The following is a 24,921-nucleotide window of genomic DNA, read 5'->3' as shown; positions in this document are numbered from 1 at the left end:
TGGTCGCAGGCGAAGTCGTTTCAATCGTGCGACTTTTCGAGTTCTGCAGTCAAACGGATCCGGCCGGGACCGTCGACAGCGGGAGGTCGGTGCCCACACTCGGGTCGGACGGGGAAGATTCGTAGTCCGTAAGCATGCTTGGTCGGATGGCCATTCGCAACGCGTTGATGACAGCGAGCACGTCAATGATTTCCTGGGCAATCGCCCCCGCGACTGGAGGAAGATAGCCCAACGCGGCGAACACCATTCCGATCACGCTCAATGTCATTCCGCCGATCGCACTCTGCAAGGCAATTCTCCGCAACCGACGACTGATATGGAGGAGTTCGTCAATCTTTTGGAGTGAGCTATCAAGGATCACCGCACCGGCGGCTTCGGCAGTAATGTCGCTATTTTGGCCGAGCGCGATTCCCACCGTCGCGGCCGTCAGAGCCGGGGCGTCGTTGATGCCATCTCCCAAGAAAACGGTGTTCGCCCGCTCCGTTTCCCGGCGCACAATTTCCAATTTTTGCTCCGGTGACTGACTCGCGAGAACCTCGTCGATGCCAACCTGCTCGGCCAGGTACCGTGCTTCCGACTCGCGGTCACCCGTGACCAGCATCACGCGATCAAACTGGTGCCGGGGTCCCAGATGCTGAATGAAGGATGCCCCTCCGGCCCGTGGTTCATCTCGGAACCGCAACGTGGCGGCGTAGCGATCGTCGATCAGGCACATGCACTCCAAGCCCCCTGAGATCGGGGGCAGTTCGTGTTCCAGCTCCGGGGCACGCGCAACCAGCTTCTTCCGGCCGGTAATCTGGATGCTCTGCCCATCCAGAATGCCCAGCAGGCCCTCCCCGGGACGTTCCTGAATCTGCTTGACTTCCCGAAGCGACAACTTCGCCGCGCGAGCCCCTTCGAGGATGGCACTCGCCAGCGGGTGCTTCGAATAACGTTCCAGGCTGGCGACCATCGCCAGGACTTCGTCCGCATCCAACCCTGGGCGAGGTATCACCTCGGTGAGTCTTGGCCGTCCATAAGTCAGCGTTCCCGTCTTGTCGAAAATCGCGGTGCGGCAGCGATCAATCGTTTCAAGGACGGCCGGATCCTTGATCACGATGCCCCGACGCGCCGAGAGAGAAATCGCGCCGATGATTGCCACGGGAATGGCAATGAGCAGCGGGCAAGGCGTCGCGATCACCAGCACGGCCAAGAATCGAATCGGCTCCCCACTCGCCCACCAGGCGACCATGGCAATCGCAACAGCTAGTGGGGTATAGATTGCACCCAACTGGTCTCCGAGCCGCCGCAGTCGCGGACGGCGCTGTTCCGATCCACGCATCACCCGCATGATTCTTGCGTACCGCGAGTCTTCCGCAAGTTTCTCGACGCGGATGGTGAGAGCCATGTCGCCGTTGATTGCGCCGGAAATCACTTCCGAACCCGGCAACTTGGACATCAGGTAGGGCTCGCCCGTCAGAAACGACTCATCCATCGTCCCTCGCCCCTCGAGGACGAGTCCGTCCACCGGACAAATCTCGTGAGGCAGGATGACTAATTCATCGCCGATGACGACTTGATCCAAGGTAATATCAGCAAGACTCCCCCCTTGTTTGCGGTGAGCGCGTAGGGGCATACGTTTCGCCAAGGCCTCGAGGACCGACGAGGCGCTACGCACGGCATAGGCTTCAAGCGCTTCTCCTCCCGAGAGCATGAGGACGACCAACGAACCCGCCAGGTACTCGCCAAGGAGCACTGAGGTAACGATGGAGATTCCCGCCAAGAGGTCGGAGCCGAACTCCCGCCGGACCAACTTGGCGAGAAGGCCGAGGACCAGCGGTCCACCGCCGATCACAAGGCAGAGAAGTAAGGGGACGACTTCCACGGGCATGCCCTGGAAGTGAGCCGTCGTCCGAAAGCCAAAGCGAAGGACCAGGTGAACCGCGATCGCCGCGAGGGCGAACAACGCGATGAGGCCTTGCTGACGGCTCGATCCAGGCAGTTGCGATTCGGGTTGCGCCATCGTCACGTTTCAGTCCTCGAGTCCAAGATCTCTGAGGATGGTGGTGGCCCGAGCATGCACTCGTTCCTTGGCCCCACCCGCATCGATCTCGCATAGGGAACGCGTTGTGACCGTTCCCGGAGCCTCCCAACGAGCGGCGGCCTCAAGGTAGATGGACCAATCCGCGTCAGAGGCGTCATGCTTGCGGCTCTCCAACCGTCCCCGTACGACGGCTGGCTCGGCCTGGCAACACAGGAAGGCGGCCGGAACTCCCCAGTGAGTCGCTGCCTCCAGGAACGCGACACGGTTCGCCTCCGTTCCAAAGCTCGCATCGACCACGACACGTTTTCCCTCAAAGAGCAGAGCCTCCGCCCGCTTCAAGCACTCGGCATAAGTCCGGTCGTTCCACTCGGAGCTATAGATCCCCGTTCCATAGGAGGTCGTCGTCGCCTCTCGCGCGGTGAGCCGGGCCAATTCCTTGCGGACCAGATCCGAGCGAATCAGGGTGAATTCGTGTTCTTCGTCGAGCGCTCGGGCCAGAGTGGATTTGCCTGTGCCCGGGAGGCCCCCCACCAGGACAAGGCAAGGTCTCCGGCCTGGCTCTTCCAACTCACCGAGAGCCAGCAGCCAGTGAGCGCGAGCCCGACTGACGGATTTCGTCCGCTCGGCCGCGGGGACCTCTGGTTCCCGAGAGGTCAGCCCTTCAACCTTGCCACGCACGGCGGCACGATAGGCCGCGTAGAAGTGAAGCAGGCTTCGACCGTCCTCGTCGCACGAGGCATGGAAGTAGGCATCGGCAAAGGCCCGCTCCAAGTCCCGGCGGCCGTGGCGGACGAAATCCATGGCGAGGAAGGCCATGTCGGCTACCGGGTCGGCGAATCGGAACCGCTCGTTGAATTCGATGCAATCCACGATGACCAGGTCATCCGGGGGCGGGCGGTCGGGAAAGAGGTAGACGTGATCGAGCCGCAGGTCGCCGTGTGTGTCGCGTGGCACTCCCTGGGCAGCGCGTTCCTCGATCTCAAGCCGGTGATGCGTCAACGCCGCTTCAGTCAAGTGGCGCAGTCTCTCGAACACCGATTGGCTCACGGTCGTGCCGACATGTGATGCGGCCTGTTCGAAGTTCTCCCGAGCGTTCCGGGCGACCACATCAAAGCGGCCGGCGGCCGAAATTCGCGGACTGGCCTCCGCGTCGGCGTGAAACATCGCGACGCGAGCCGCCAGAGCCTCCACCTGCTCGACTCCGACCTTCTCACGACGGAGCCGCTCCCGCAACGTCGCCTCCTCGGGCAGCCTGGTCATCTTCACGGCCCATTCAATCACCTCGCCCGGACCATCCATCTTGACGGCCTTCCCATGCCGCGCGACGGGAACGACGCCGAGGTAGACCGTCGGCGCCAGGCGGTGATTCAACACGACTTCCTGTTCGCAGGACTGGAGACGCCGCTCCAAGGTGCCGTAGTCGAGGAACCCCAAATCAAGCGGCTTCTTGATCTTGTAGGCGTAGGCTCCCGCGAGGAAAACGACCGAGATATGGGTTTGGTGAACTTCCACGTCGTCGACCGAATGAGGGTAAGCACTCGGGTCGGATAGGGCGACGATCAGATCCGTGAGCTTCATCGAAACCTCCTCAGCGCAAGGCGGTGCCGCGCCGGCTAACTCTGACCAGTCATGCTGTTTCGTTGATTATTCACGTACCTCGCTCCGACCATTCTACCTTTGATCGAAAATAAAACCGCGTGGTGATCTCCGCCAAAACGACATAGAGAGGGCGACGATCGCCCCCAACGCCAAGTGGAACACGGCCGTTGTGTGTGGAACCGTAGCACCGCGCCCGGCAGAGTGGAAGGGAGTACCAAGGTCGCGCCCCCGACCAAGCTCGTACTTGCGACCAGAGCCCTGACAGGCCTAATGGCGAAAATGCGCTTTCGGGTGAAGATCACCAGCACGATGACCAAGGCCGAGAGGACCGACTCCATGAACCAACCCGTTCGAAAATGACTGGCCGTGCCGTGGAGCACTTCAAGCAAAACGCCAACCGTGGCAAAGTCGAAGAGCGAGCTGATGGTTCCAAAGACGATCATAAAATCACGGATGTCCAGAACCTCCCAGCGGCGAGGCTGGTCGGCCAGTTCGTGATCGAGATCGCCGTTGGCAATGGCCATCTCGGGCAGGTCGGTCAGCAGGCTCATGAGATGGATCGGCTTGGGGAGCAGCGGCAGGAATGGAATGAAAAGGGAAAGGCCGGCGGCCGCGACCTGAATGAGGATGATCGGGCTCCGGAACTGAGCGAGAAGCAAAACGACCCAGCCCTATCGACGATGGGCCCGCCCCAAGCCTAAGCCACGGAGGGCCAACTGGCGCCTCGCCTTCTCACTGGGTCAAGCCCTGCTGCCCCGAGCGGAGTCGCCGGAGCAATTCCTCGGGCGTGCAACTCCAGAAGGTCGCGATTCCTTCTCGATCGCACGGCTTTATGAGCGAATCCAGGCCAATTCTCCCCTCTTTCTCCCGCTCGATGGCCCGGGCAGACGTTCTATTTCACTGAGAAACCAGCCCCCGGTTGAAAGGAGAAAAGTGGGGCGACTTCCACGCGGCGTGCACTGGTATCTCGCCAAGCCACGAACTTGCCAGCATCATCAACGGCACTGGCGCCAGTGCCCCACGTCGGTCAACGGCTTGGCGAAAGCCGAGGATTTTCATCGCGTTTCAACGTAAGACTCGTGATGGCAAGCGAATTGGCATTGGCAAATCGGCGTCCTCAAACGCCTTGTAAAACTCGCCGTCGAGCCTGACTCCCAGCTCGAAACCATAGCGAGCGATCAGTTCGGCGTTCACCGAATCGAGAATGCGTCCCCACGGATCGTTCCCCGACGCCCACCCCTTCACGGTCTGAGCGACGGTCCCGATCTCCGCGGTCATTTGCTCCTTCGTGTGCGCGGTCTTCCCACAATTGTGGTAGTAGACCATGATGCTCACACACCGGGCGATCGTCTCCTGAATCTCTCGTTCAGTCGCCATGTTTCTCCCCGTCAAACAGCGGTGTCGGAAGGGATGGGGCTCGATAGTGAGTCAACCTGGCCTCAAACGCTTCACGGGCTTGCTGGACAGCCCTTTCGTGAGTCGGCTCAAGCATCCCAACCGGCCTCAACGGTGATGGGAGGAAACGTACGAGTGGGAAGTCACCTCTGATCAGGATGAGCCGGTTGATCACCGGCCCAGGGCCGCCTCAAGTCTGATGCTACCAATGATCGGCGACGACTTGCTCTCTGCCGAATGGAGCGATCTCAGAGGCCCGCCCAGGGAATCGATTGAGAAAATCGATATCTCTTAATTTCCCATGCCTGTAACGGCAGCCTAATCCGAAACGATCAGCCTGTGATCCTCGGCCCCGTCGAGCCGCCCTCTCAGGGGAGCCGACCTGAATGGCCAAGGCACCAGAGCGTTGCTCTCGGTTAGCTTGGACCGCCCTTTTGGGGCTGAAAATTAGAGGCGCGGGGCAATCACTTGGGTTGGAATGAAACCAAAGCCAGTTTCCCCGGATCCTTCACTTGGGTTCAACCCGAGAGCCAACCGCGCAAGTGTCAGGTAGCTCGCAAAAAAAAAGGCCCCGGCGTGCGAACCTTCACACTCGGGGGCCACCGTAGCCAAAGATGATCGACCCTTCATGAGCCGAATCATCCTCATGACAAGCAAGGATGACAGCAGAACAGTTTTGTGTCAAGCAATAAACGGCAAAGATTATCCTAGCGGTCATGAGGCTAAGCTGTCTGGATAATATTGCCCTCGAATCAGTTCGCTCCTCAAGGCCTTGTCACTCTGACCGCCCCGGGTCCACCGCCTCGGCCGTCGTGGCCCACCTGAGCGAAATCAGAAAGGGATCCTCAGTGATACAGGAAGAGCGGAGCGGGGCAGTTCTCCAGGAACGTCCGGGTGGTCGAGCCGAGGAAGAATTCGCGCAGGACCGGCTGTCCGTAAGCTCCCATCACCACCAGGCCAGGCTTGGAAAGCTTGATCATTTCCAGGAGAACCTCTGGTGGCTGACGGGCGGAGTCCACGGGGTGGGCGAACGCGTTGAGCCCGTGCGATTTGAGGAACTCCACCGCGCGATCGGCGCGCCGGGCCGCATCCTTCTTATCCTTGGAGACACTGATGACCTGAATCTCTCGTCCCTGACCGAGTCCTGACGCCTCGAAGGAAGACAAGACTCGGGCGGCCTGCAGGCTCCCATCGTAAGCAACGGCCACCGATTCACCGTCGCCTGGATTTTGAGGAACGACCACAACAGGGCGGGGGCACTCGGCCAAGACACGGCTCAGCGTCACGTCGGCTTCCTTCTCCCACCCGAACTGAAAGTGGGTGAGCCGGCCCAACATGATCAGGTCGAAACGCTGGGCCTCCAGGAGGATTTGAACGTAGGGGGTCCCAACCTCCTCCAGCGGCTTAAACGCCACACCTGCCTGGGCGCAGCGCAGGGCGGCCCGCGAGAGCGTCCCCTCGACGCGCTGCTTGAGCTCGAGTAGAAGACTCGAGTTCAAAGGAGCGAAGTAGGCTTCCCCCACCAGAATTTCTTCCGGGCCATGGAGGCCCGGCTCGTCGACGCACCCCATTCCGACCAGCAATGCGTCGAACCGCTTGGCCCAGCGTATGGCCAGCTCGAGAGCCGCCTCGCTGTGTTCCGACCCATCCAAACCGACCAATAGCGTTTTCAGCATCTCATAATCTCCTCATGAACCGAAGCGGAAAACGCGGCCACTCATGATTGCTCCACTCGACTTTCATTCGACTACCGCTCGGGTGTCGAAATCGAGTGCCAACCGGACTTTCCCTCAGCCGCCGTAAATCAGGTCCAAGTATAACCCCGGCGACTGCACCTTATCACCTCGGCGACTGCATCATCATTGCCTTTTTGCAATCACGAATCCATCCCGGTATGAGCCGACTTCATATGGTCATTTTGATAATCCGCCACGGCATGAGCCGATTTCACCGTCAAGACCGGAGAAGTCGACAGCCTCAGCACTTGCTCCGCGACACTTCCCATGAATAATCGCTCCAGGCCGCTCCGGCCGTGCGTTCCCATCACGATCAGGTCGCATTGAACCTCTGACGCCATGCGAAGGATTTCGCTCACAGGGGCTCCATCCCGCAGCGCAGTCTCCACGGTGGATTTCGGGTCAGGGCCCACGACTGACGATCTCATCGTTTCCAGAGCGACCTGGAAGGGTTGCCGATCGACCAATTGTGGCGGCACCTCAATCGAAGCGGACTCGTTCGGGATAACGTGGAGGAGCACAAGACGGGCGTGCTGTTGGCTGGCAAGCGATCGTGCCACAGCGAACGCGACACGAGCGCCCGCCGAGAAATCAGTGGGGTGAAGGATACAACGGATCGGGGTCGGCGCGGGTTCGTTCTCAACCTCTGCGTTTGAAATCAGGTCGCCCCCGATGCCGATGCCAATCTCGTCAACCAAAGACGATCGCCCAGGAGATTGCGCACCCGCTGTCGCGGTAAACCTGTGAAACCGCTGTGTCAGCACCGGGCAACCCGCCATCCGGACCACTTTCTCGGCAATACTGCCTGTCAGAACGCGGTCCAGTCCGGTTCTCCCATGGGTGCCCATCACGATGAGGTCACATCGGACCTCCTCAGACAGCCGAAGGATCTCCTTCGCGGGTTCACCGTCCCTGGTGAGAAACTCAATCTTGATGGAGTCGTTCAGAGCGTAGAAATGCTTCAGCGACTTCTTCAACACCGCGTAGAATTCCGACGGCCTCCCAACGGGAGAGAACGAGATGCTTTGCTGGCCGAAATAGACCGGTTCAGGAGCGACGTGGAGGGGCTCCACGACGTACAGAACAAGCAGGCGAGCTTCCTCCCTGAGAGCGAGGCAGCAAGCGACTCGGAAGGCCTCTCGCGAACTCTGGGAAAAGTCCGCGGCCACAAGGATGGTCCTGAAGGGAAGCATGGGTTCCTCCAAGGGTTGTTGCGCTCGGGCGGTTGTAGGGTGCGTTGTCCGCAAGTTTGCGCTCAATCTCGGTGACGCCGGACGCCACCCAAGACCAGCCGCTCGGCTTCCCAGCGTTCGACCCACGATGCTCGGCCACTGAGCCTGCGAGCGGGCATTCGTTCGTGAGTCCGTCGCCCCCCCGAGTCCGTGGTTCCTGCAAGCTCAATGGTAGCAGAAGACGGGAACCAGGCTCGCTTTCAGTACGGTGCGAGTCACCGAGCCGAGGAAGAACTCGCGCACGACCGGCTGGCCATAGGCACCCATGACCAGCAGTTCGGCATCGAAGCCACGGACCTGATCGAGGATCACCTCGGCGATCGGCAAGTGGGTCGCCACCGGGTGGGACGTAGCCTCGACGCCATGGAGGCATAGAAAGTCGACGGCCAAGTCGGCATGCCGAGCCGCGTCTTTGGGGTCCTGGGACACGGCGACGACATGGACCTTTTGTGAGGCGGCCAGACCCGACGCTTCGAACGCGTAGAGGGCGCGGGCCGCCTGAAGACTGCCGTCATAGGCGACGACGATCGACTCGCCCGCGCCCAGCGTCCTCGGCACGGCGACCACTGGCCGTGGGCTGTCTTGCAAGACCTTACTGAGCGTTTCGTCGGGCTCGCCTTGAGACCCGTAGTCAAAGTGGGTTTGCTGGCCGAGCAAGACCAGGTCGTAGCGTTGTGATTCCATGAGGATTTGCACGAAAGGAGATCCGACGTCCTCCAACGTCCTGGATTCCACACCGGCCTCGCCGCAACACCGAACGAAGTCCTCCAGGATCTCGCTAACTTTGCGGCGTTCACCGTACGCCAAGGTGGTGGGCGGCGTCGTCCGCCAGTAATGCGGGCCCCCGAAAAGCGATGCTCCTGACGCGAAAAGACCAGGCTCGTCCACGACCCCCAGGCCGACCGCCAAGGCGTCGAATCGCTTCGCCCAGCGGAGGCCCAATTCCATGACCGAGCGGCTGTCGTCGGAGCCATCCAAACCAATCAAAACACTCTTCAACATGGGACTGACTCCTGGCTTCAAGCGAGAGACGACGAGCTTTGGCAATCCCAGGTTCGGTGCCAGAATTTCCGAGTTTAACCCCACGCGGCGCCGCTCGCGGTGGCAAGCCGAGCGGCGACATCAATGCAAGAGGCTTACAGGGTGGAATGACCTCCGGAACGCATTGATTGGATTTGATCGGTAATATGGGGAGCGCACCGACAGGACGCCTCGTTGTTCAATCCAGCCTCAACCAGCGTCTCGAGAAACTCCGAGGCGTCAGCAATCGCTCGGTCGATCAATTCGCGTCGCCAGTTGCTTTGGATATTCTCGCGCGAACAGGTCAATTGCACGAGCAGGTAGGTGACTCCCTCAATGACCGAGCCGCACTCGGCCCTGATCTCGGGAAACTCACGGTGATGCACTCGTATGGTGTGCACCGAACAACTTGCACACAGCGAATCTTCCACAATCAAGTGACTCTGGTCAGTCAACATGGCAGAATACTCCGTGAACAAAAACACATCATCACGTATCTTTGTATGCTCCGTCAGCACCGTCCCACGATTGGAGTTTCTATTCGAACGTAATGGACCTGGACGCACTCAAGGCCCCCCCCCTCACGCAGCCAGGCGGCAGGCTGCCTGCGGTGGCAACGATATCGAGAAGGTTGACTACCTGGCCCACGACTTCGATCTCGGAGACGATCGCCTGGGCCACCGGCTTCCGGTAGATCGTGAACAGGAAGAATGAGACAGCGAACAATAAGGCGCGCAACGCCAGGCAACCGAGACAGCGAAGTCGGTGTTCGATCTCAAGACCAAGACTGGCAAGACGTGAGCCCAGAGTCGCCGTAATTTTACGATCGGTGGTTGGGCTGAGTGAAGCAGCCATGGTGCCGACTCCTTAACGCCTCGGGATGGAAAACCATCACCAGAGACTTGGGGCGGCAGCCATTACCGCGATGCGCTGGGTCGGAACGAAGGACGTCCCGGCTCTCCGATCATCGGATGGAAGCAAGGCAAAAAGCAAGCAGCCCCGACCATACGTCAATACGCACGGTGGAGCGACCATAGCCTCGATCAATTGCCCCTCATGAGCAATGACCCCTTCATCGTAAGAACGCAGTCAGCATGTGTCAAGGACGTCCAACAAGTCGGCCCTCGACACTGGGCCATCAACGGGAGTGGCACTGGGGAACGACGCGGCTTGTGACGGTTGCCGGCACAAATGTCGTCCGGACAGGATTGGGCCGGCGAGGCAAAGACAAGCCAGAGGGCCATCCTTTCGGCTTGCCGCAAATCCCACTGAGTTGACAACGCGAGCGCCGGGGAGTCTTCTTTCTCCGTGAGCAACCCGCCTGCTGACCTTGGGGAGATCAGACATGTTGCGCAATGCGATTCTGGGAACTGTCATCTGCCTGTCCGCCGCAAGCCTCTCATTCGGGCAGGAGTTTCCGAAACCCGGACCGGAGCACGAGAAACTGAAAGAGCTGGAGGGAACCTGGGACGCCGTCATGGCCATGGGCAGCGAGAAATCAAAGGCCACGGCCACCTACAAATCCATTTGCGGCGGAATGTGGATGGAGAGCGATTTCCAGGGGGACTTGGGAGGGTTCAAGTTCCAGGGCCATGGACTCGACGGCTACAACCAAAAGAAGAAGAAGTACGTGGGCGTCTGGGTCGACTCGCTGGAGACCGCACCACTTCACTTCGAAGGTGACTATGACCCGAAGACGAAGCTTATGGTAATGACTGGCGAATCGATCGACGCCGATGGTAAAACGCAAAAATTCAAGAACACCACCGAGACCAAAGACAAGGACCACTTCACATTTCGAATGTACATGATCAAGCCCGATGGCAATGAACAACTGTCGTTTACGGTCGAATACACAAGGCGCAAGTGAAGCTCGAGCAATCAGTGCCGTGCGGCAACTCGCAAAGTCCTACTTCCTTCGTCCGTAAGTTGCAAACGCAGAACGACGACAGCGTCCTTCGCTTTGTGCGGAAATGAAGGAGAAACGGGCGGCCTGGAAAACTTGATTTCCAGGCCCGCCAGAACGACATCGACAACGTCAAGTCATTTCGCGCATATCGATTCACCAAATCAACAATTCGCACCTTCAAAATTTCCAGATCCGATTGGCCCGTAAACTCGACCCGCCGGACTCCATCGTGGGCGCCCCGAATGCGCGACCTTGCGAAAAGTCCAGATCAAGACGTACAATCAAAAGGGTCTACGAATACCGACGCGATCTGTATCTCCCGACTTTGAGCGGGAAGAACGAATTCCCATCGCAGGTGGCGGAGGCAACCCCAACGGCTGGACGCTGTTCTTATGTGGCGACCAGATTGACTTGCACCTCGGCCTCCTTGACGTCGTTCAAGTATGACTCTGGCTGTTCCGATCGCCAAGCAGCCCAGGTCACTGGGTAATCGTCCGACCCACTGCGTACCGCGGCCCAGCCACCCCAGCCCAGCAGAGATTGGGTGAACTGACAGCCCAACGCCAACTCTCAGTTTCTGCGTCAGGCTAGCGGCGGCAAGGCTCCACGATGAACATCCATACCAGCCACGACGAAAGCACGAACGACGATGAGCGAGGAGCGGATGATCCCATCCTGGCGCGATGGGCTGCAGAACTGGCTGATCGGCTCCGGGCCGGTGAGTCCCCGGACCTGGAGCGGTACACCCGGGAGCACCCGGAACGTGCCGAGCAGCTCCGCCGGTTGCTGCCCACGATCGCGATGATGGCCAAACTCGGAACGGCCGCGGATCAGCCCTGCGCACCGGGATTCGAGCCCGGAGTAGGGCAGGGGACCGTAGGCGATTTCCGACTTCTCCGCGAGGTCGGCCGCGGCGGCATGGGAGTCGTCTACGAGGCGCTCGAGGTCCCGCTGGGCCGGCGGGTGGCCTTGAAGATCCTCCCGTTCGCGGCAGCTCTGGACCCCCGCCTGCTCAAGCGATTCCAGCTCGAGGCCCAGGCGGTCGCAAGCCTCAATCACCGGAACATCGTGCCGATCTATTCCGTCGGCCGCGACCGAGGCATCGCCTACTTCGCCATGCAACTCATCGACGGCTGCACCCTGGCCGACGTCAACCGCGAGCTCCGCCAATTCGACAAGCCGGGAGTGCTGGAAGAAACCATCAAGGTGAGCGACGTAACCCGCTCACTGCTGAAGCGTCCGCCCCTGACCGGCTCAGGGGAGGCTGGCGGTTCCGCCATGGCGGATTGCGAGGCCGACGTTGCGCCGCCGCCGCCCCAGCCTGAGCGGGCGAGCACGCCCCACTCGCTCCCACCGACCCGAGGACGAGCCTTTTACCGGATGGTCGCGGGGCTCGGGCGACAAGCCGCTGAGGCGCTGGCGCATGTTCACGAACTCGGGATTCAGCACCGCGACATCAAGCCGGCCAACTTACTCGTGGACCGGAGCGGTCATCTCTGGGTCACCGATTTCGGGCTGGCCCGCCTCCAGGGTGACGGGGACCAGACCCGGACCGGTGACATGGTCGGGACTCTGCGTTACATGAGCCCCGAACAGGCCCTCGCCCAGCCGGGTATGATCGACCACCGCACCGATATTTATTCGCTCGGCGCGACCTTGTACGAACTGCTCACGCTACGTCCGCCGTTCGGCGGTAACGATCGGCAAAACTTACTGATGAGGATCGTCCATGAAGAGCCCGCTCCCCCGAGGCGAATGAGCCCGACCATCCCGATCGACCTCGAAACGATCGTCTCGAAGGCGATGGCGAGGGAGCCGGGCCGACGCTACGCCACGGCGCAGGAGCTTGCCGAGGACCTGACACGGTTCCTCGAGGGCCACCCCGTCCTCGCCAGGAGACCCTCGCCGGTGGATGGCGCGGCGAAATGGGTACGGCGCCGTTGGTCTTTGGTGGCAACGGCCGCAGCCCTGATTCTCTTGTTTGTGGGAATCTCGATCGCCGGCCTGTCCTGGTCGAACGCTCGACTCCGCAAGTCCAATGAGCGGCTCCAGGGTGAAGTCGCCCGAGCCGATCAGCTTCAGAAGCTCGCTGAGGAAAAGCAGAGGGTGGCCAACCGGCACCTCTACGCCGCCCAGATCCGGCTGGCCGAGCAAGCTCTCGGGCAAGGCCAGATCCAGCGGACTCAGGATATCCTCGACGAAATCCAGCCCGACCCCGATGGTTACGACCCACGCCACTTCGCCTGGCATTACTTGCGGCGACTAGCCACGCGAGAAATCGTCCCACTCCGCGGCCACGAGGTCCCGGTCCACTACGTCACAATTTCACCCGATGGTCGCTCACTCGCAAGTTCAGACACGATGCGGCGAGTCCTGCTCTGGGACGTCACCACAGGAAAGCTTCGCGCGGAACTGGCCGGCAAAACCCTCGTGACCGGCAATCCGAAGTTTTCACCTGACGGTCGTCTCGTGATCGCGACCGAATCCGAAGTAATCGGGAATGAGATCAGCAGAGTAGGACAGGTTCGTGCCCTTCTCATCTGGGACGCGGTCACCGGTCGCCTGATCACTCGCACAGCATTCAAGGCGAGAGCCGGACATTTTCTCGGAGCTGGCTTTGTGTCAGGAGGTGCCTCCCTTGGCATCCAATGGGTGGAGCCCGACGCATCGATCTCGGTGTCTCTCGGGGAGCTAACCCCCGCGCTTTCGGAGCCAGAATTCCGCGTTGAGGTCAAAGGCCTCCAGGGCGCACGCTTCGCGCCGGGCGGTCGCGTCTTCTGCACGTTGGAGCACGATCGGTTTCAGTTCCGCGATGTCACGACCGGGACGATCCGCCATGTGCTGGCCGTACGTAACGGTCCTGGGATGTTCTGGGATCTCTCACCCGATGGCCGCTATTTCGTCTTGTCGGGCCCAGGCCACGGCGTGACCATCTGGAATGTCGATACATGTGTCGAAATCTCGCGGGATGAGACCAGAATTGTTCGCGGGCCGGCCAGCTTCAGCGCTGACGGCCAGACGATGGTTGCCGAAGACGTGCGAGGATTCGGAGTCGCTCATCTCTGTGATCTGTCGACTCAGAGGTGGGACACATTGCGGCTCGATCCGTCCGGACGGAAACAAGCCTTCCATTTCTCCCTGAGTGCTCATGGGGCTCAACTCGGGGTAACCTGCATGAGCGAAGGCGGTGGGGGCGGCCCGGTCACGCTCTGGGACGTACGCACCCGGCAATTGATCAAATCCTTCCGGGGCCGACCCGGAATCTATACCGCGCCGGTCTTCACGGCTGACGACCAGTCCCTGTTCCTGGCCTGTTCGCCCGAGATCATCCAGTGGTCTCTCGTACCGCCCGACAACGAGACTCCCCGCTCGTTCTCCGGTCACACCGACGAGGTATGGGCTGTCGTCTTCTCTCCCGACGGTCGAATCCTCGCGTCAGGCAGTAATGACACTGAGGAATCGAAGACGATCAAGCTCTGGGACGCGGCGACCGGACGATTCCTGAGGGGATGGAAAGGTCACGATGCCACCGTGAGCGCGCTGGCGTTCTCCCCCGACGGACGTTTTCTCGCTTCAGTCGCCCTCTGTGATGATGAGAATGCCAAAATTTGGGACGTCGCAACCGGTCATTTGCGGTCCACGCTCGTCGGTCATACAAAACGTGTCCGCACGGTCGCTTATAGCCCTGATGGCACCCTGCTTGCAACGGCCGGCACCGACCATGTGGTCCGGCTCTGGGACTCCGGAACCGGACGGTCGCGAGGCGTGCTCACGGGTCACACCGACACGGTGCAACAGGTTGCATTTTCGCCGAACGGACAGCAACTTGCCTCGGCGGGGAACGACCGGACGATCCGACTCTGGAACGTCGCCACGAGGGTGCAGAAACACCATCTCGACGGCCCGGAGCATTTCAGGGCCCTCGTCTTCTCCCCGGACGGATCACTGCTCGCGACGACGGACGAGGTCGGGCGGATCGCACTTTGGGATCCGGCATCGGGAACCCTCCTCGCGAAAATCCATTGCGATGACGGCGAACTTCGTGGGCTCACGTTCTCGCCAAATGGGGTCCTGATCGCCGCGGCCGGCGCATCGCGGTCGATCCACCTATGGGACGTGACCGCTCGACAAGAACTGATGACCCTGGTGGGACACGAACAACAAATCAACGGCCTGGCATTCACGCCCGATGGGATGATACTGGCCTCTTGTAGCCATGACGGAGTCATCAAACTCTGGAACGCAAATTCACACACATCAACAAAACATGTCAACAAGGTAACAGGCAACGGGCAAAAAAGCCCCAATCACTAACACCATAATTGCATTACTACATGCTTAGCGAAAGTTGAGACACGCCGGCTGAATTTCACTCGGCAGGCGCAGCTGACCATGCAGGTCGAGGAAGCAGCAGGGATCTGTGGGGGCGGCTCAGACTTCGCTGCGTTCTTGTTCAACAAGTGCGGCGACACAAAATCAGTGGACAAAGTGAAGGTCTTGACGGCCGGCACAGGTTCGAGGGAGGATTTCAGACGAACCCGCGCCGCGACGACGTGGGCCGCTCGGAGTCTTGGAGGTCGAGGCGATGGCGAACGGCGATCAGGAACATCACCTCGCATTCCCGAAGCTCAACGTATCCGAGGTCGACATCCTGGCCCGCCTGGCTAGTGTGTGCGAGTTCGAGGACGGAGCGACCATCTTCAAGGCCGGGCAGCGGGGTGTCTCTTTTTATGTTGTCGAGTCCGGTGAGATCGCGATCGTAGACGAATCGGGGGACGAGCCGAAGACAATTGTCGTCCACGGGCCGCGGGAGTTTACGGGCGACGTCTCATTGCTCACTGACCGCCCCGCCGTCATCTCGGGCTATGCCAGGGGGAATTGCCGGGCCTATTGCGTCAGTCCCGACGATTTGCGCCGGGTCATCCAGGAGATCCCCGACCTCAGCGACAAGCTGCTGGAGGCATTCCAGACGCGTCGTTTTCTACTGGAACACTCCGGGTTCGTCGGCGTCCGTGTCTTCGGCTCCCTCAGCGACCCGGAGCTAACGGTCATCCGCGAGTTCTTCGATAAGAACAAGGTGCCTCATACCTGGATCGACGTCGATGTGCCCGAAGGTCACGACGCGATGACAGCGCTGGGAGTCGCCCCGGATCAGTTGCCATTTGTATCCTGCAACCGTGGCACGCGATCGCCTCGCCCCACGGTTACTCGATTGGCCGAGTGTCTCGGACTAAAACGGAAGATCCGCGACGAGCCGTTCGACCTGGTGATCGTCGGCGCCGGCCCGGCCGGGCTTGCGGCCGCCGTCTACGGCGCCTCCGAGGGGCTGGCCACCATCGTTCTCGACCGGTTCGGCCCGGGTGGTCAAGCCGGCACCAGTTCGAGGATCGAGAATTACATGGGATTCCCCGCGGGGCTGACCGGGGCAGATCTGGCAAACCGAGGTTATCTTCAGGCGTTGAAGTTCGGCGCCGAGCTCGTTGCCCCGGTCGAGGTCCGCTCGATGAGCTGCGAGGACAAAGTGCACAGGCTTGTCCTCGACGACGGGCAGGTCGTGAAAGGCCGAACCGTCCTCGTCGCGACCGGCGCCAGCTATCAGCGTCTCCCCATCGCCGACAGCGAGCGATGGGATGGCGCGGGCATCTACTACTCATGCACATCAGTGCACGCTCGCTCATGCCGAAGCGGTCGAGCCGCGGTGGTAGGGGGTGGAAATTCGGCCGGTCAGGCGGCGATGTTCCTCGCCGAGCACACAGCCGGGGCCACCTTGCTTTTGCGTGGTGGTAACCTTCGCAAGAGTATGTCGGATTACCTCGCCCGTCGGATTGAACAGCACGAGAAAATCGAAGTCCTCCGCCATGTCGAGGTCGAGGCGATCCATGGCGACCGCACCCTCACGGGGCTACGGCTTCGCAATGGCGATGGTTACCGCGAGCTCGAGTGCTCCGCAGTGTTCGTCTTCATTGGCGCGCAGCCGCATACCGGCTGGCTGCCCCCGAGCGTCGTCGTCGATTCCAAAGGCTTCATCCTCACGGGAGCCAACGCGGCCCATTCCGACCACTGGCCCCTGAAGGATCGCGAACCCTGTACGGTCGAGACCACATGCCCGGGCGTCTTCGCGGCAGGCGACGTTCGGAGTGGAACGACGAAACGCGTCGCCTTTGCCGTCGGAGACGGGGCCTTGGCGGTCACCTGCGCGCACCGTGTGCTTGCCGAGCTCTGATCGGTCCGGCAACTCGGGCCTTGCGTTGTTCTCGTACTCGCCTGCCCGCCGATCCGCTTTCGGCGATCACCGCTCAATCGAGGCTCGAGGGCAGTCCTGAAGTGAACCCGGCCGCTCAAGAGAGCATCAGGCCTCGGAACGGTTCGGGTTCACTCGAGCGGCTTACGATTGGGGAGTGCGGTTTTCGGCCCCTGCCTCTCGGTCAACCGCGAAGTCAGCTCCGTTCATTCATGAACGGATTCAGATTTCACGGAGCGGCTCGGTGGCATCGCCGAAGCGGTCGAGCCGAACGTCCATCTTCTCCATCATCGAGAGGTAGAGCCGGCACATCTGCCGACTTGACTCCTTGCGGTAGTCAAGGACCCGGCCGGTCTGGATCTTGCCGCCGGCTCCGCCCAGAACCACAACGGGCAATTGCGTGGCGTCGTGGCCGCCGTTCATCATACTCGAGCAGAACATCAGCATCGAGTTATCGAGCGCGGTGCGTTCCCCCTCCTGGATCGCGTCGAGCTTGCGGGCGATGTAGGCAAGTTGCCCGACGAAGAACTGGTTCACCTTGAGCCAGTCGGCCGTGTCGGAGTGCGAAAGCAGGTGGTGGATCATGTAATCCACCCCCAGGTTCGGGAAACGAAGAGACGAGTGATCGTTGTTCAGCTTGAGTGTGGTGATTCTCGTGGTATCGGTCTGGAAGCCGAGCACCAGGATGTCGCACATCAGCCGCATGTGGTCGGCGATATCTTGGGGGATCCCCTCGGGGGGACGTGGGATGTTGGGCTTGTCGAGCGTTGGCCTCCAGCCCTGAAGCTCGCCACGCTTGCCCGCCCCCTCGATCCGGCGTTCCACGTCACGGACGGATTCGAGGTACTCGTCAAGCTTGACCTGGTCGGTCGTGCTGACCTGCCGGCGGAGGTCGTTGGCATCGGCCAGCACGGCGTCGAGCACGCTCTTGTCACCCTGCCGGACTTCATCCTTGAACAGCCGATCGAACGCCAGGGCGGGATAAAGTTCGAGGGGCGTCGGGGTCGTCGGCGAAGTCCACGAAATATGCGAGCTGTAGAGCATCGAATAATTCTTGTGGACCGACGGGTTCGACTTCTCGCAGCCGAGCACCAGACTGGGCACCTTAGTCGAGCGGCCGTAGGTAGCGGCGAGCCACTGATCGACGCTCGTCCCCGAACGGATCTCGCCTCCGGAAGCCAGCGGCGAGCCGGAAAGGAGGTTGCCGGTCTGTGAACTGTGAATGTTCCCCTTCAGTGCCTGCTCGTTATAAAGGCCCTGAACGAAGAGCATCTTTTCGCGGAAGTCATTCAAGGGGGCCAGCACCTGGCCCAGCTCCATGCCCTTGCCGGCCCCTTTGGCCCACCACTCCTTGCTGTGGAACCCGTTGCCCGCAAAGAGGACGGCCAGTCGGACGGGAGCTTCGCTCGAGCCGGCTTTACCAGCGGGTACGTCGCCCCAGACGGGGCGCGACTCGAGCCAGGGGAGGGCCATCGAGACGCCAAGACCTCGGAGCATGGTTCGGCGGCTGAATCGGTGGGTCGTCATCCGGGTCGACTCCGGTCTCGGTGAAGGGCGGAAATTCAATCTGTGTCAGCGGTCTCTCGTCCGCGGATCTCGCGGAACTGCCGACTCCGAACGATCACCTCGATCGCGGAGCCGACGCGGTAGCCGTTCGTCTTCAGGGCGGCCTGCATGTCGTCGATGAGCGTCTTGTCAGAAAGCTGAATCGAACGTCCCAGGGCAAAGCCCAGCAGCTTGCGGCATGCTTGATTCAGGAAGGACTCACGGCGGACGGTCAGAAGATAATCGGTCAGGCCCATGAGGCCCTCGAATTGCGCTCCGTCCTTGGTCTTGGATCGGGTGTCGACTGGCCGGCCGGCCAGGTCTTTCTCGCGGCGGCGACCGATCGCGTCGAAGCCTTCGAGCGAGAACCCGAGTGGGTCGATGCGTTCATGGCAAACCATGCATTTCGGGTTGCTGGCATGCTGCTCGACGAGCTGGCGAACCGTCAGCGCGTCGGTGGCCGCCTCATCGTCCGGGATCGGCGGGATCCCCTTGGGGGGGCGGGGCAGACGCTCGCCGAGGAGAACTTCGCTGATCCAGTCGCCCCGGAGGGTCGGACTGGTACGGGACGCGCCGGACTGCTTGGCCAGAGTCGTCGCCTGGCCAAGCACACCGCCTCGACCATACTTCTTGATGCCATCCACCCGACGCCAGTCCTGAGGCTTGTCGGCCGCTCCCGCCTTCTTCTCCAGGGGAATGCCGTAGTGCTCGGCCAGCGGGCCGTTCAAGTAGGTATAATCGGCGTCGAGGAGATCGAGCACCGATCCGTCGTTCTGGAAGAGGCCGGTGAGGAACCGGACCGACTCCTCGTACATCGCGTCTCGGAGACCGAGGAACGTTGGAAAGTGCCGCTCGCTCTTTTCGTCGAGCTGGTCGAAGTCGGCGATGTGGAGCCACTGGCAAGCGAATTCCGTCGCCAGCCGCCGGGTCTTGTCGTCCTTGAGCATCCGCCGAGTCTGGCTCGCGAGGATCTCAGGGTCGGCGAGCTTGCCCGACTCGGCAAGCTCTCGCAACTCACGGTCGGGCTGCGACGACCAAAGGAAGTAGCTCAGACGCGTCGCCAGCTCGTAACTCGAGACCGGCCCTTGTCCTGCCCCCGGCACCGGTTTCTCGGCACGGTAGAGGAACGAAGGCGCAACGAGGACTCTGGCGAGCGTCAGGCGGAACGCCTCCTCGTGGGGGATCTTCTGAGCCCTGAGCCCTTTGTAGAGATCAAGCAACTGACTCCCCTCCGGGCCGGTCAAACGGCGACGGTAGGCCCGTGCGGCGAAGTCGAGCAGGGTGTCGACCTGCTGGGGTTCAGACTCGACCAATCGGCGCCGGAACGCTTCCGCTCGCTCGTTGATTGGCAGGCGGAGCGGCTCGAAGACCTTGGGGTCAGCGTCTTGCGAAGCGTATTCCATCAACTGGGCGAAGGCGTCCACGAGGGTCAATGCGTCCCTGCTGATGAAATGCAGCTCGTCCCAGAGCCGGTCGAGCCGTGCCTTCTGAGAGTCGTCAAGCATGAGCCGCGAGAGGTGCTCATCCTCGCGATGGAACAGCGTGAGTGTCACAACCTCATCGACCGGTACGATCTTGGAGTAGCAGAGCGCGGCGGGAAAGAGGCTGCGGAATTCATCCAGGGCCGCCTCGATCCGCTTCCGGCTCGCGCTTCCTTCGTTGACGACGATCGGCGAGGAGTAAGCCACCCGCCGGTTATCCGAGGTCCAGGGCCCGGCAGCAAGGCTCATCTTCACGCTACTGGGATGGAGGCCGGCGACCGCTGGCGGCTGCCCGGCGACCACGTCGAACTGGACGCTCCCTTCAGCGCCCGTCGCCTCTTCGAGAGTTCCGGTCGTGATCAGCTCGGCTCCTTCAGCCAGCTCGGCTGGGAGACGAAACGAGATCACGGCTGGGGCCTGAACGCAGAGGCTGCCGGCTTCGATGGACTTACCATTCGGGTGCTTGCCGAATGTGGTTGGATCAAGTCCCCAGCCCGACTCGATCGTCGCCGGTTCAGGCTCGACTCCGCCGGGTCGAGCCCGGAGGATCGCGCCGAGCAATGGCCCGCCGAGCGACCGAAGTTGCCGGTAGAGAGTCGCGTCAGGACTGTCCTTCGAGGTGGGCGCAACCGAAGTAATCAACCGCTGCGTCTCATCGGCGAGTCGACGCTTTTCGTCGTCCGTTTTCGCGGCCTGCCACCTGGCCAGGACCGACTCGGCAGGGATCACCGCCCCGGCCTCAGCCCCTCCCTTGTCGGGCTCAGCATAGAAGTGCCAGACCCCCGGATGGCCGAGGCGGTCGGCGTGGGGGTTGCCGGCCAGGACGTCGCCCGAGACGTCGGCGGCGAGATCCCAGGTCCGCCCGGGTTCACCAGCCTCGACGAGCCGCAGGTCGATCGCGGTCAGGTCGCAGGAGTGGTTGCCGTCACGAGGGCCGATCGCAAGCGAAAGGAGGTCGCCGGATTGGATTGCGAGCGCCTCGATCGGGCCGACTTTACGTTCCTTGCCGCCTTGGGCAATGCCCGCGGCAAGCCGACGTCGTGTCGAGCCTCGACGGAGTTCGAGCGACCAGGTTACGCCGTTACCACATTCGGGGTGGGCATGCGTGACCGAGGCTTCAACGCGCACGGTGGCCGTCACGGGGCTTAACCAGCCGACAGCCGCACGCAGGGTCGAGGAGGGGTGGACCGCGACCCCGTGCGGCTTCATGTTCCCGGGAATCCGAACGTGCTGGTCGGAGGAGTTGGCCAGCAACTGCGGAGTCTCGTTACGACCCCAGCCGTTGATAAAGTCGTGGCCCCCGCCTCGGGTGAGTTTCTCGGTGAAGTGACCGGTCAGGGCCAAGGCCTCGGCCGGCACGATGCCCAGGTAATCGAGCCACGCCCGGAGCGCGTCCGGATCGAGGCCGCGAGCTCGGGCGAGGTCCTCGATGTCGACCCGGCCCCGAGTCGCCTCGGCCTTGGCCGAGGCGTCGAGATACTCCGTCGTCTCGGCGAAGAGTCGGTCGCGCCTTGTCGCCAGGTTGCTGGCAACCCGCCGGACGTCCTTCAAGAGTAGATCCGGGCGACCAGGAGCAACGAGCTTCGGTTGGCTCCAGACGACGAAGTCATGCTCGTTGCCATCGCCGGTGTCCGTCGCGACGAGTGAGAGAGTCACGTCTTTACCGTCGGGCGAAGCGGGAACCTTGAACCGCACCTCTTGCCTCGCGCTCAGCGGACTGACCGGCTCCATCCAAGCCTTGGGGCCACCCAGCTTACCAATGTGGCCGACGCTGGAGAATTTCCAGAGTCCTTGCTGCCAGGCAGTAACCTCGGCGACCAGTCCAGGGACATCTTCGAGTTTGGCAGCCCGCCAACGAGCTTGAAGCCCGCCGAGGAGAAGTGACGGCTTGGAGCTCGAAAGGCTTTTCCAGAGGAGGCCCAGATATTTGGCGTTCAGTTCTCGCTCGGCCGCGACAGTCGCGATGCTCTTTGCACCCGAGGTCAAGGACTGACGCTCGGCGATCGTCGCCGCGAAGTAACGATCGAGCGGCAGACGTCCACCTTGGTTGGTGTCGAAAACGATGCCTTGAAGGTTGACTTGATCGCCGCCTCCGCGCGGGTCGGTGTACTCGCGATAGAATTCGCGGATCTTCGCCAGGGTCTCCTCGGTCCAGTCACGAGCGGTTGTCCCGGGTGAGAATCGGAAACCATCGGGCAAAAGAACCGCATGGCCGGCAACCCCCTTCGCCGCATCCAGGTACTTCGTGACGAGCGAGGGCGACATCACCAGCGTATTGCCGGTGTTGGTGAACCCCTCGCCCGCAGCGCCATCGGTGGGGAACTCACGGGCCGGCTCGAGTGTCTCGACGCCCGTCAGATCGCGGAGCGTGTAGGTATATTCGGCGTTATTCAGCCGGCGAAGCACGACCCGGCCAGGATCGCCGGCTCGCCGGGTCGCCTCGGTCGTGAGAAAGCCACGGACCCATCCTCGCAGGCGAGCTCGTTCGGCGTCGCTCGGCTGTAGCGCCTCTTTCGGAGGCATCTCGCCGTTGTCGAGCATCTCGGCAACACGCTGCCAGACTCGCGGGGCATTCCGCAGCTGGTCCAGCTTGGTGAACCGTTCGAGGTCGAGATCCCCTTCCTGCTCCTCCGCCGAGTGGCACTCGAGGCAGTACCGCTTCACCAGCGGGAGCGTGTCCGTCTCGAATTCTTTCGAGACCAGTTCCGCCCCACGCGGCCCGTCGCCAAGCCCGAGGGCAGGGGGCGCGATGATCATCAAAAGAAAGAAAAGGACCATCGCGTGTCTGGCGCCCATGCCCGAATTCTCCCATGCCATCGACCGCCCGACCCGCCTCAAGCTTCCGGGACCTGAACGACCAACCTCGAAAGTAGATTGAATGAGAAGGACATTGGCATTCGTGCTTCATTCCTTGGCTCGAGTTAAACATCTTACAAACAGGGCCGTCTGATGGGAAGCAGTCGCTCGAACTCAGCCAGAGTTCCCGCTTGGCCAAAAAGCCCTTCGCCGAAGAAGAACGGCCGCACGCGGTTGGCTTCGAGGGAACATCTTCGGCCTCTCTCGCTCTCGTAGTTGCGTGTCTCCGGTTGGCCCCGAAGCAAATGCAGCATGACACCATCCGTTCGGTTGCGCTTCGGGAATTCGACACCAACGGCCCCCTCATCCTTGAGAACCGATTCCGTTGAATTTACGATCAGCGGCGATCGAGCGAATTCATCGCTCTCCATCGCCCCGGTACATTCAACGGACCGCAGTCATGACCGCCCCCGATCTCCGCCCCGTCCACCCGTTGAGGCGAGGTCATGCAGTCCTCGCGCCAGCCTGCCTGCTCATGGGGATGCTTTTCGCGACCGGGTCGGCTCCCCAAGTACTCGCGAAGGACGTTTTCCTCGCCGGCGCATTCGCCGCGGACATCACACCCAAGCACTTGCCCGTTTCCGTCAACGGGGGGTTCCAGGACCGGATGGTCGGCTCGGTTCATGATCGACTCCACGCCCGCTGCCTGGTGCTGGACGACGGAAAAACCCGATTGGCCCTCGTCATCTGCGATAGTTGCCTGATCACGCGTGAGATCTTCGATGCGGCGAAGCGCCTGGCCAGCAAGGCTACGGGCATCCCCGAAGACAAGATGCTCATGGCCGCCACGCACACGCACTCGGCACCGACGGCCATGACCATGGCCGAGAGCCAGCCCGACCCGGCATATCTGAAGTATCTGGAAGCGCAGATCGCCGAGGGAATCCGCCGTGCCGTCGACAACCTGGCCCCGGCCAGGATCGGGTGGGGGGTCGGTCGCGAACCCGCACATGTCTTCAACCGCCGCTGGAAGCTGAAACCGGGAGTCGAGGTGCTCGACCCGTTCGGCATCCCCGGCCACGTGAGCACGAATCCGGGCTTCCTGAACCCGGACATCTCCGAGCCGGCAGGGCCGGTGGACCCGGAGATCGCGATCCTGTCGGTGCAATCGCCCGAAGGCCGGCCGATCGCTCTGCTGGCCAACTACTCGCTGCACTACGTGGGCGAAGTGCCGCCGTTGTCAGCCGACTACTTCGGCCAGTTTGCAACGCGGATTGAGCAACGGCTCGGGGCCGCGGCCGCCGACCCGCCGTTCGTGGGTATCATGTCCAATGGTACCAGCGGCGATATCAACAACAGGAATTACGGCGCACCTGCCCCGGTACGAAAGGAGCCATTCGAGCAGATCTGGCACGTGGCCGATCGCATCGCCAGCGCGGTACTCGTCGCCCACAAGCGGATCGTACACCGCGACTGGGTCTCGCTTGCCATGGTCGAGAAGGAAATCGAACTTGGCGTGCGCATGCCCGACTCACAGGAGGTGACCCGAGCCAAAGAGATCCTCGCGAAAGCCAAGGGGCCCGGACTCCGAAGCCAAGCGGAATCGTATGCCCGCGAGACACTCGTCCTCAGCGAATTCCCACCCCGGGTGAATGTGAAGCTCCAGGCCATCCGCATCGGCGACCTAGGCATTGCTTCAGCCCCTTGTGAAGTGTTTGCGGAAACAGGACTGGCCCTCAAGGAACGGAGCGCCTTGCGACCGGCGTTCACAATCGGATTGGCCAACGGTTATAACGGCTACCTCCCCACGCCCGAACAGCACCAGCTTGGCGGATATGAGACGTGGCGGGCCCGTTGGAGCTATCTTGAGGTCGAGGCCTCCACGAAGATTCTCGCCACACTGCTGGAACTCATGAATCAGTTGCGGCCGTGACGGTTGCCCCA

At 61.7% G+C, this 24,921-nt stretch carries 15 protein-coding genes; 5 read left to right on the top strand and 10 right to left on the bottom strand.

From position 1 onward, the window contains the following. Positions 1-49: 49 nt before the first annotated feature. Positions 50-2,002 (bottom strand): heavy metal translocating P-type ATPase, encoded by a 1,953-nt coding sequence (locus tag V5E97_RS33370; RefSeq protein WP_406695859.1) that lies wholly within the window; start codon positions 2,000-2,002, stop codon positions 50-52. A 9-nt stretch (positions 2,003-2,011) separates the two neighbouring features. Further along, positions 2,012-3,601: a bifunctional aminoglycoside phosphotransferase/ATP-binding protein gene (locus V5E97_RS33365; protein WP_406695858.1), complete on the bottom strand. Its 1,590-nt coding sequence runs from the start codon at positions 3,599-3,601 to the stop codon at positions 2,012-2,014. 377 nt (positions 3,602-3,978) lie between these two features. On the opposite strand from V5E97_RS33365, the gene V5E97_RS33360 reads away from it, so the two are divergent. Next, positions 3,979-4,323, top strand: coding sequence for a hypothetical protein (locus V5E97_RS33360; RefSeq protein WP_406695857.1), 345 nt, complete (start codon positions 3,979-3,981; stop codon positions 4,321-4,323). A 364-nt stretch (positions 4,324-4,687) separates the two neighbouring features. On the opposite strand, the gene V5E97_RS33355 is transcribed toward V5E97_RS33360, so the two are convergent. From V5E97_RS33355 to V5E97_RS33330, 6 genes are all read right to left on the bottom strand, one after another. Beyond that, positions 4,688-4,999: a hypothetical protein gene (locus V5E97_RS33355; protein WP_406695856.1), complete on the bottom strand. Its 312-nt coding sequence runs from the start codon at positions 4,997-4,999 to the stop codon at positions 4,688-4,690. An 863-nt stretch (positions 5,000-5,862) separates the two neighbouring features. Then, entirely contained in the window at positions 5,863-6,693 is an 831-nt protein-coding gene (locus V5E97_RS33350) for a universal stress protein (protein ID WP_406695855.1), read from the bottom strand. A gap of 200 nt (positions 6,694-6,893) precedes the next feature. After that, entirely contained in the window at positions 6,894-7,946 is a 1,053-nt protein-coding gene (locus tag V5E97_RS33345; protein WP_406695854.1) for a universal stress protein, read from the bottom strand. Between the two features lie 204 nt (positions 7,947-8,150). Next, positions 8,151-8,987 (bottom strand): universal stress protein, encoded by an 837-nt coding sequence (locus V5E97_RS33340; protein ID WP_406695853.1) that lies wholly within the window; start codon positions 8,985-8,987, stop codon positions 8,151-8,153. Positions 8,988-9,121: 134 nt separating this feature from the next. Next, on the bottom strand, positions 9,122-9,406 hold the full coding sequence (locus V5E97_RS33335) for a hypothetical protein (RefSeq protein WP_406695852.1): 285 nt from the start codon (positions 9,404-9,406) through the stop codon (positions 9,122-9,124). 136 nt (positions 9,407-9,542) lie between these two features. Further along, on the bottom strand, positions 9,543-9,860 hold the full coding sequence (locus V5E97_RS33330) for a hypothetical protein (protein ID WP_406695851.1): 318 nt from the start codon (positions 9,858-9,860) through the stop codon (positions 9,543-9,545). A 490-nt stretch (positions 9,861-10,350) separates the two neighbouring features. On the opposite strand from V5E97_RS33330, the gene V5E97_RS33325 reads away from it, so the two are divergent. The 3 genes from V5E97_RS33325 (at position 10,351) to V5E97_RS33315 (ending at position 17,137) form a co-directional block, all read left to right on the top strand. After that, complete coding sequence (locus V5E97_RS33325; protein ID WP_406695850.1) at positions 10,351-10,875, top strand: DUF1579 domain-containing protein; 525 nt, start codon at positions 10,351-10,353, stop codon at positions 10,873-10,875. A gap of 648 nt (positions 10,876-11,523) precedes the next feature. Further along, the gene (locus V5E97_RS33320; RefSeq protein ID WP_406695849.1) at positions 11,524-15,228 is read left to right on the top strand and encodes a protein kinase domain-containing protein; all 3,705 of its coding nucleotides are present in this window, start codon (positions 11,524-11,526) and stop codon (positions 15,226-15,228) included. Between the two features lie 271 nt (positions 15,229-15,499). Further along, positions 15,500-17,137, top strand: a complete 1,638-nt coding sequence (locus tag V5E97_RS33315) for an FAD-dependent oxidoreductase (RefSeq protein ID WP_406695848.1) — start codon at positions 15,500-15,502, stop codon at positions 17,135-17,137. 240 nt (positions 17,138-17,377) lie between these two features. Here V5E97_RS33315 and V5E97_RS33310 read toward each other — a convergent pair whose 3' ends face one another. Next, positions 17,378-18,682 (bottom strand): DUF1552 domain-containing protein, encoded by a 1,305-nt coding sequence (locus V5E97_RS33310; RefSeq protein ID WP_406695847.1) that lies wholly within the window; start codon positions 18,680-18,682, stop codon positions 17,378-17,380. A 35-nt stretch (positions 18,683-18,717) separates the two neighbouring features. Continuing rightward, a complete protein-coding gene (locus V5E97_RS33305; RefSeq protein ID WP_406695846.1) occupies positions 18,718-22,977 on the bottom strand; it encodes a DUF1592 domain-containing protein in 4,260 nt (1,419 codons plus the stop codon). A gap of 460 nt (positions 22,978-23,437) precedes the next feature. On the opposite strand from V5E97_RS33305, the gene V5E97_RS33300 reads away from it, so the two are divergent. Then, the gene (locus tag V5E97_RS33300; protein WP_406695845.1) at positions 23,438-24,910 is read left to right on the top strand and encodes a hypothetical protein; all 1,473 of its coding nucleotides are present in this window, start codon (positions 23,438-23,440) and stop codon (positions 24,908-24,910) included. Positions 24,911-24,921: the final 11 nt, after the last annotated feature.

Source organism: Singulisphaera photorubra (assembly GCF_045290345.1).
Taxonomy (GTDB): Bacteria; Planctomycetota; Planctomycetia; order Isosphaerales; family Isosphaeraceae; genus Singulisphaera.
This window is presented reverse-complemented; position numbering and strand designations above follow the sequence as displayed.

Excerpts from the sequence above, each read along its gene's own strand:
- V5E97_RS33365 (WP_406695858.1), bottom strand. The coding sequence starts at position 3,601 with ATGAAGCTCACGGATCTGATCGTCGCCCTATCCGACCCGAGTGCTTAC.
- V5E97_RS33340 (WP_406695853.1), bottom strand. The coding sequence starts at position 8,987 with ATGTTGAAGAGTGTTTTGATTGGTTTGGATGGCTCCGACGACAGCCGC.
- V5E97_RS33325 (WP_406695850.1), top strand. The coding sequence starts at position 10,351 with ATGTTGCGCAATGCGATTCTGGGAACTGTCATCTGCCTGTCCGCCGCA.
- V5E97_RS33310 (WP_406695847.1), bottom strand. The coding sequence starts at position 18,682 with ATGACGACCCACCGATTCAGCCGCCGAACCATGCTCCGAGGTCTTGGC.
- V5E97_RS33305 (WP_406695846.1), bottom strand. The coding sequence starts at position 22,977 with ATGGGCGCCAGACACGCGATGGTCCTTTTCTTTCTTTTGATGATCATC.
- V5E97_RS33355 (WP_406695856.1), bottom strand. The coding sequence starts at position 4,999 with ATGGCGACTGAACGAGAGATTCAGGAGACGATCGCCCGGTGTGTGAGC.
- V5E97_RS33350 (WP_406695855.1), bottom strand. The coding sequence starts at position 6,693 with ATGCTGAAAACGCTATTGGTCGGTTTGGATGGGTCGGAACACAGCGAG.
- V5E97_RS33370 (WP_406695859.1), bottom strand. The coding sequence starts at position 2,002 with ATGGCGCAACCCGAATCGCAACTGCCTGGATCGAGCCGTCAGCAAGGC.
- V5E97_RS33330 (WP_406695851.1), bottom strand. The coding sequence starts at position 9,860 with ATGGCTGCTTCACTCAGCCCAACCACCGATCGTAAAATTACGGCGACT.
- V5E97_RS33320 (WP_406695849.1), top strand. The coding sequence starts at position 11,524 with ATGAACATCCATACCAGCCACGACGAAAGCACGAACGACGATGAGCGA.
- V5E97_RS33345 (WP_406695854.1), bottom strand. The coding sequence starts at position 7,946 with ATGCTTCCCTTCAGGACCATCCTTGTGGCCGCGGACTTTTCCCAGAGT.
- V5E97_RS33300 (WP_406695845.1), top strand. The coding sequence starts at position 23,438 with ATGACCGCCCCCGATCTCCGCCCCGTCCACCCGTTGAGGCGAGGTCAT.
- V5E97_RS33315 (WP_406695848.1), top strand. The coding sequence starts at position 15,500 with ATGGCGAACGGCGATCAGGAACATCACCTCGCATTCCCGAAGCTCAAC.
- V5E97_RS33360 (WP_406695857.1), top strand. The coding sequence starts at position 3,979 with ATGACTGGCCGTGCCGTGGAGCACTTCAAGCAAAACGCCAACCGTGGC.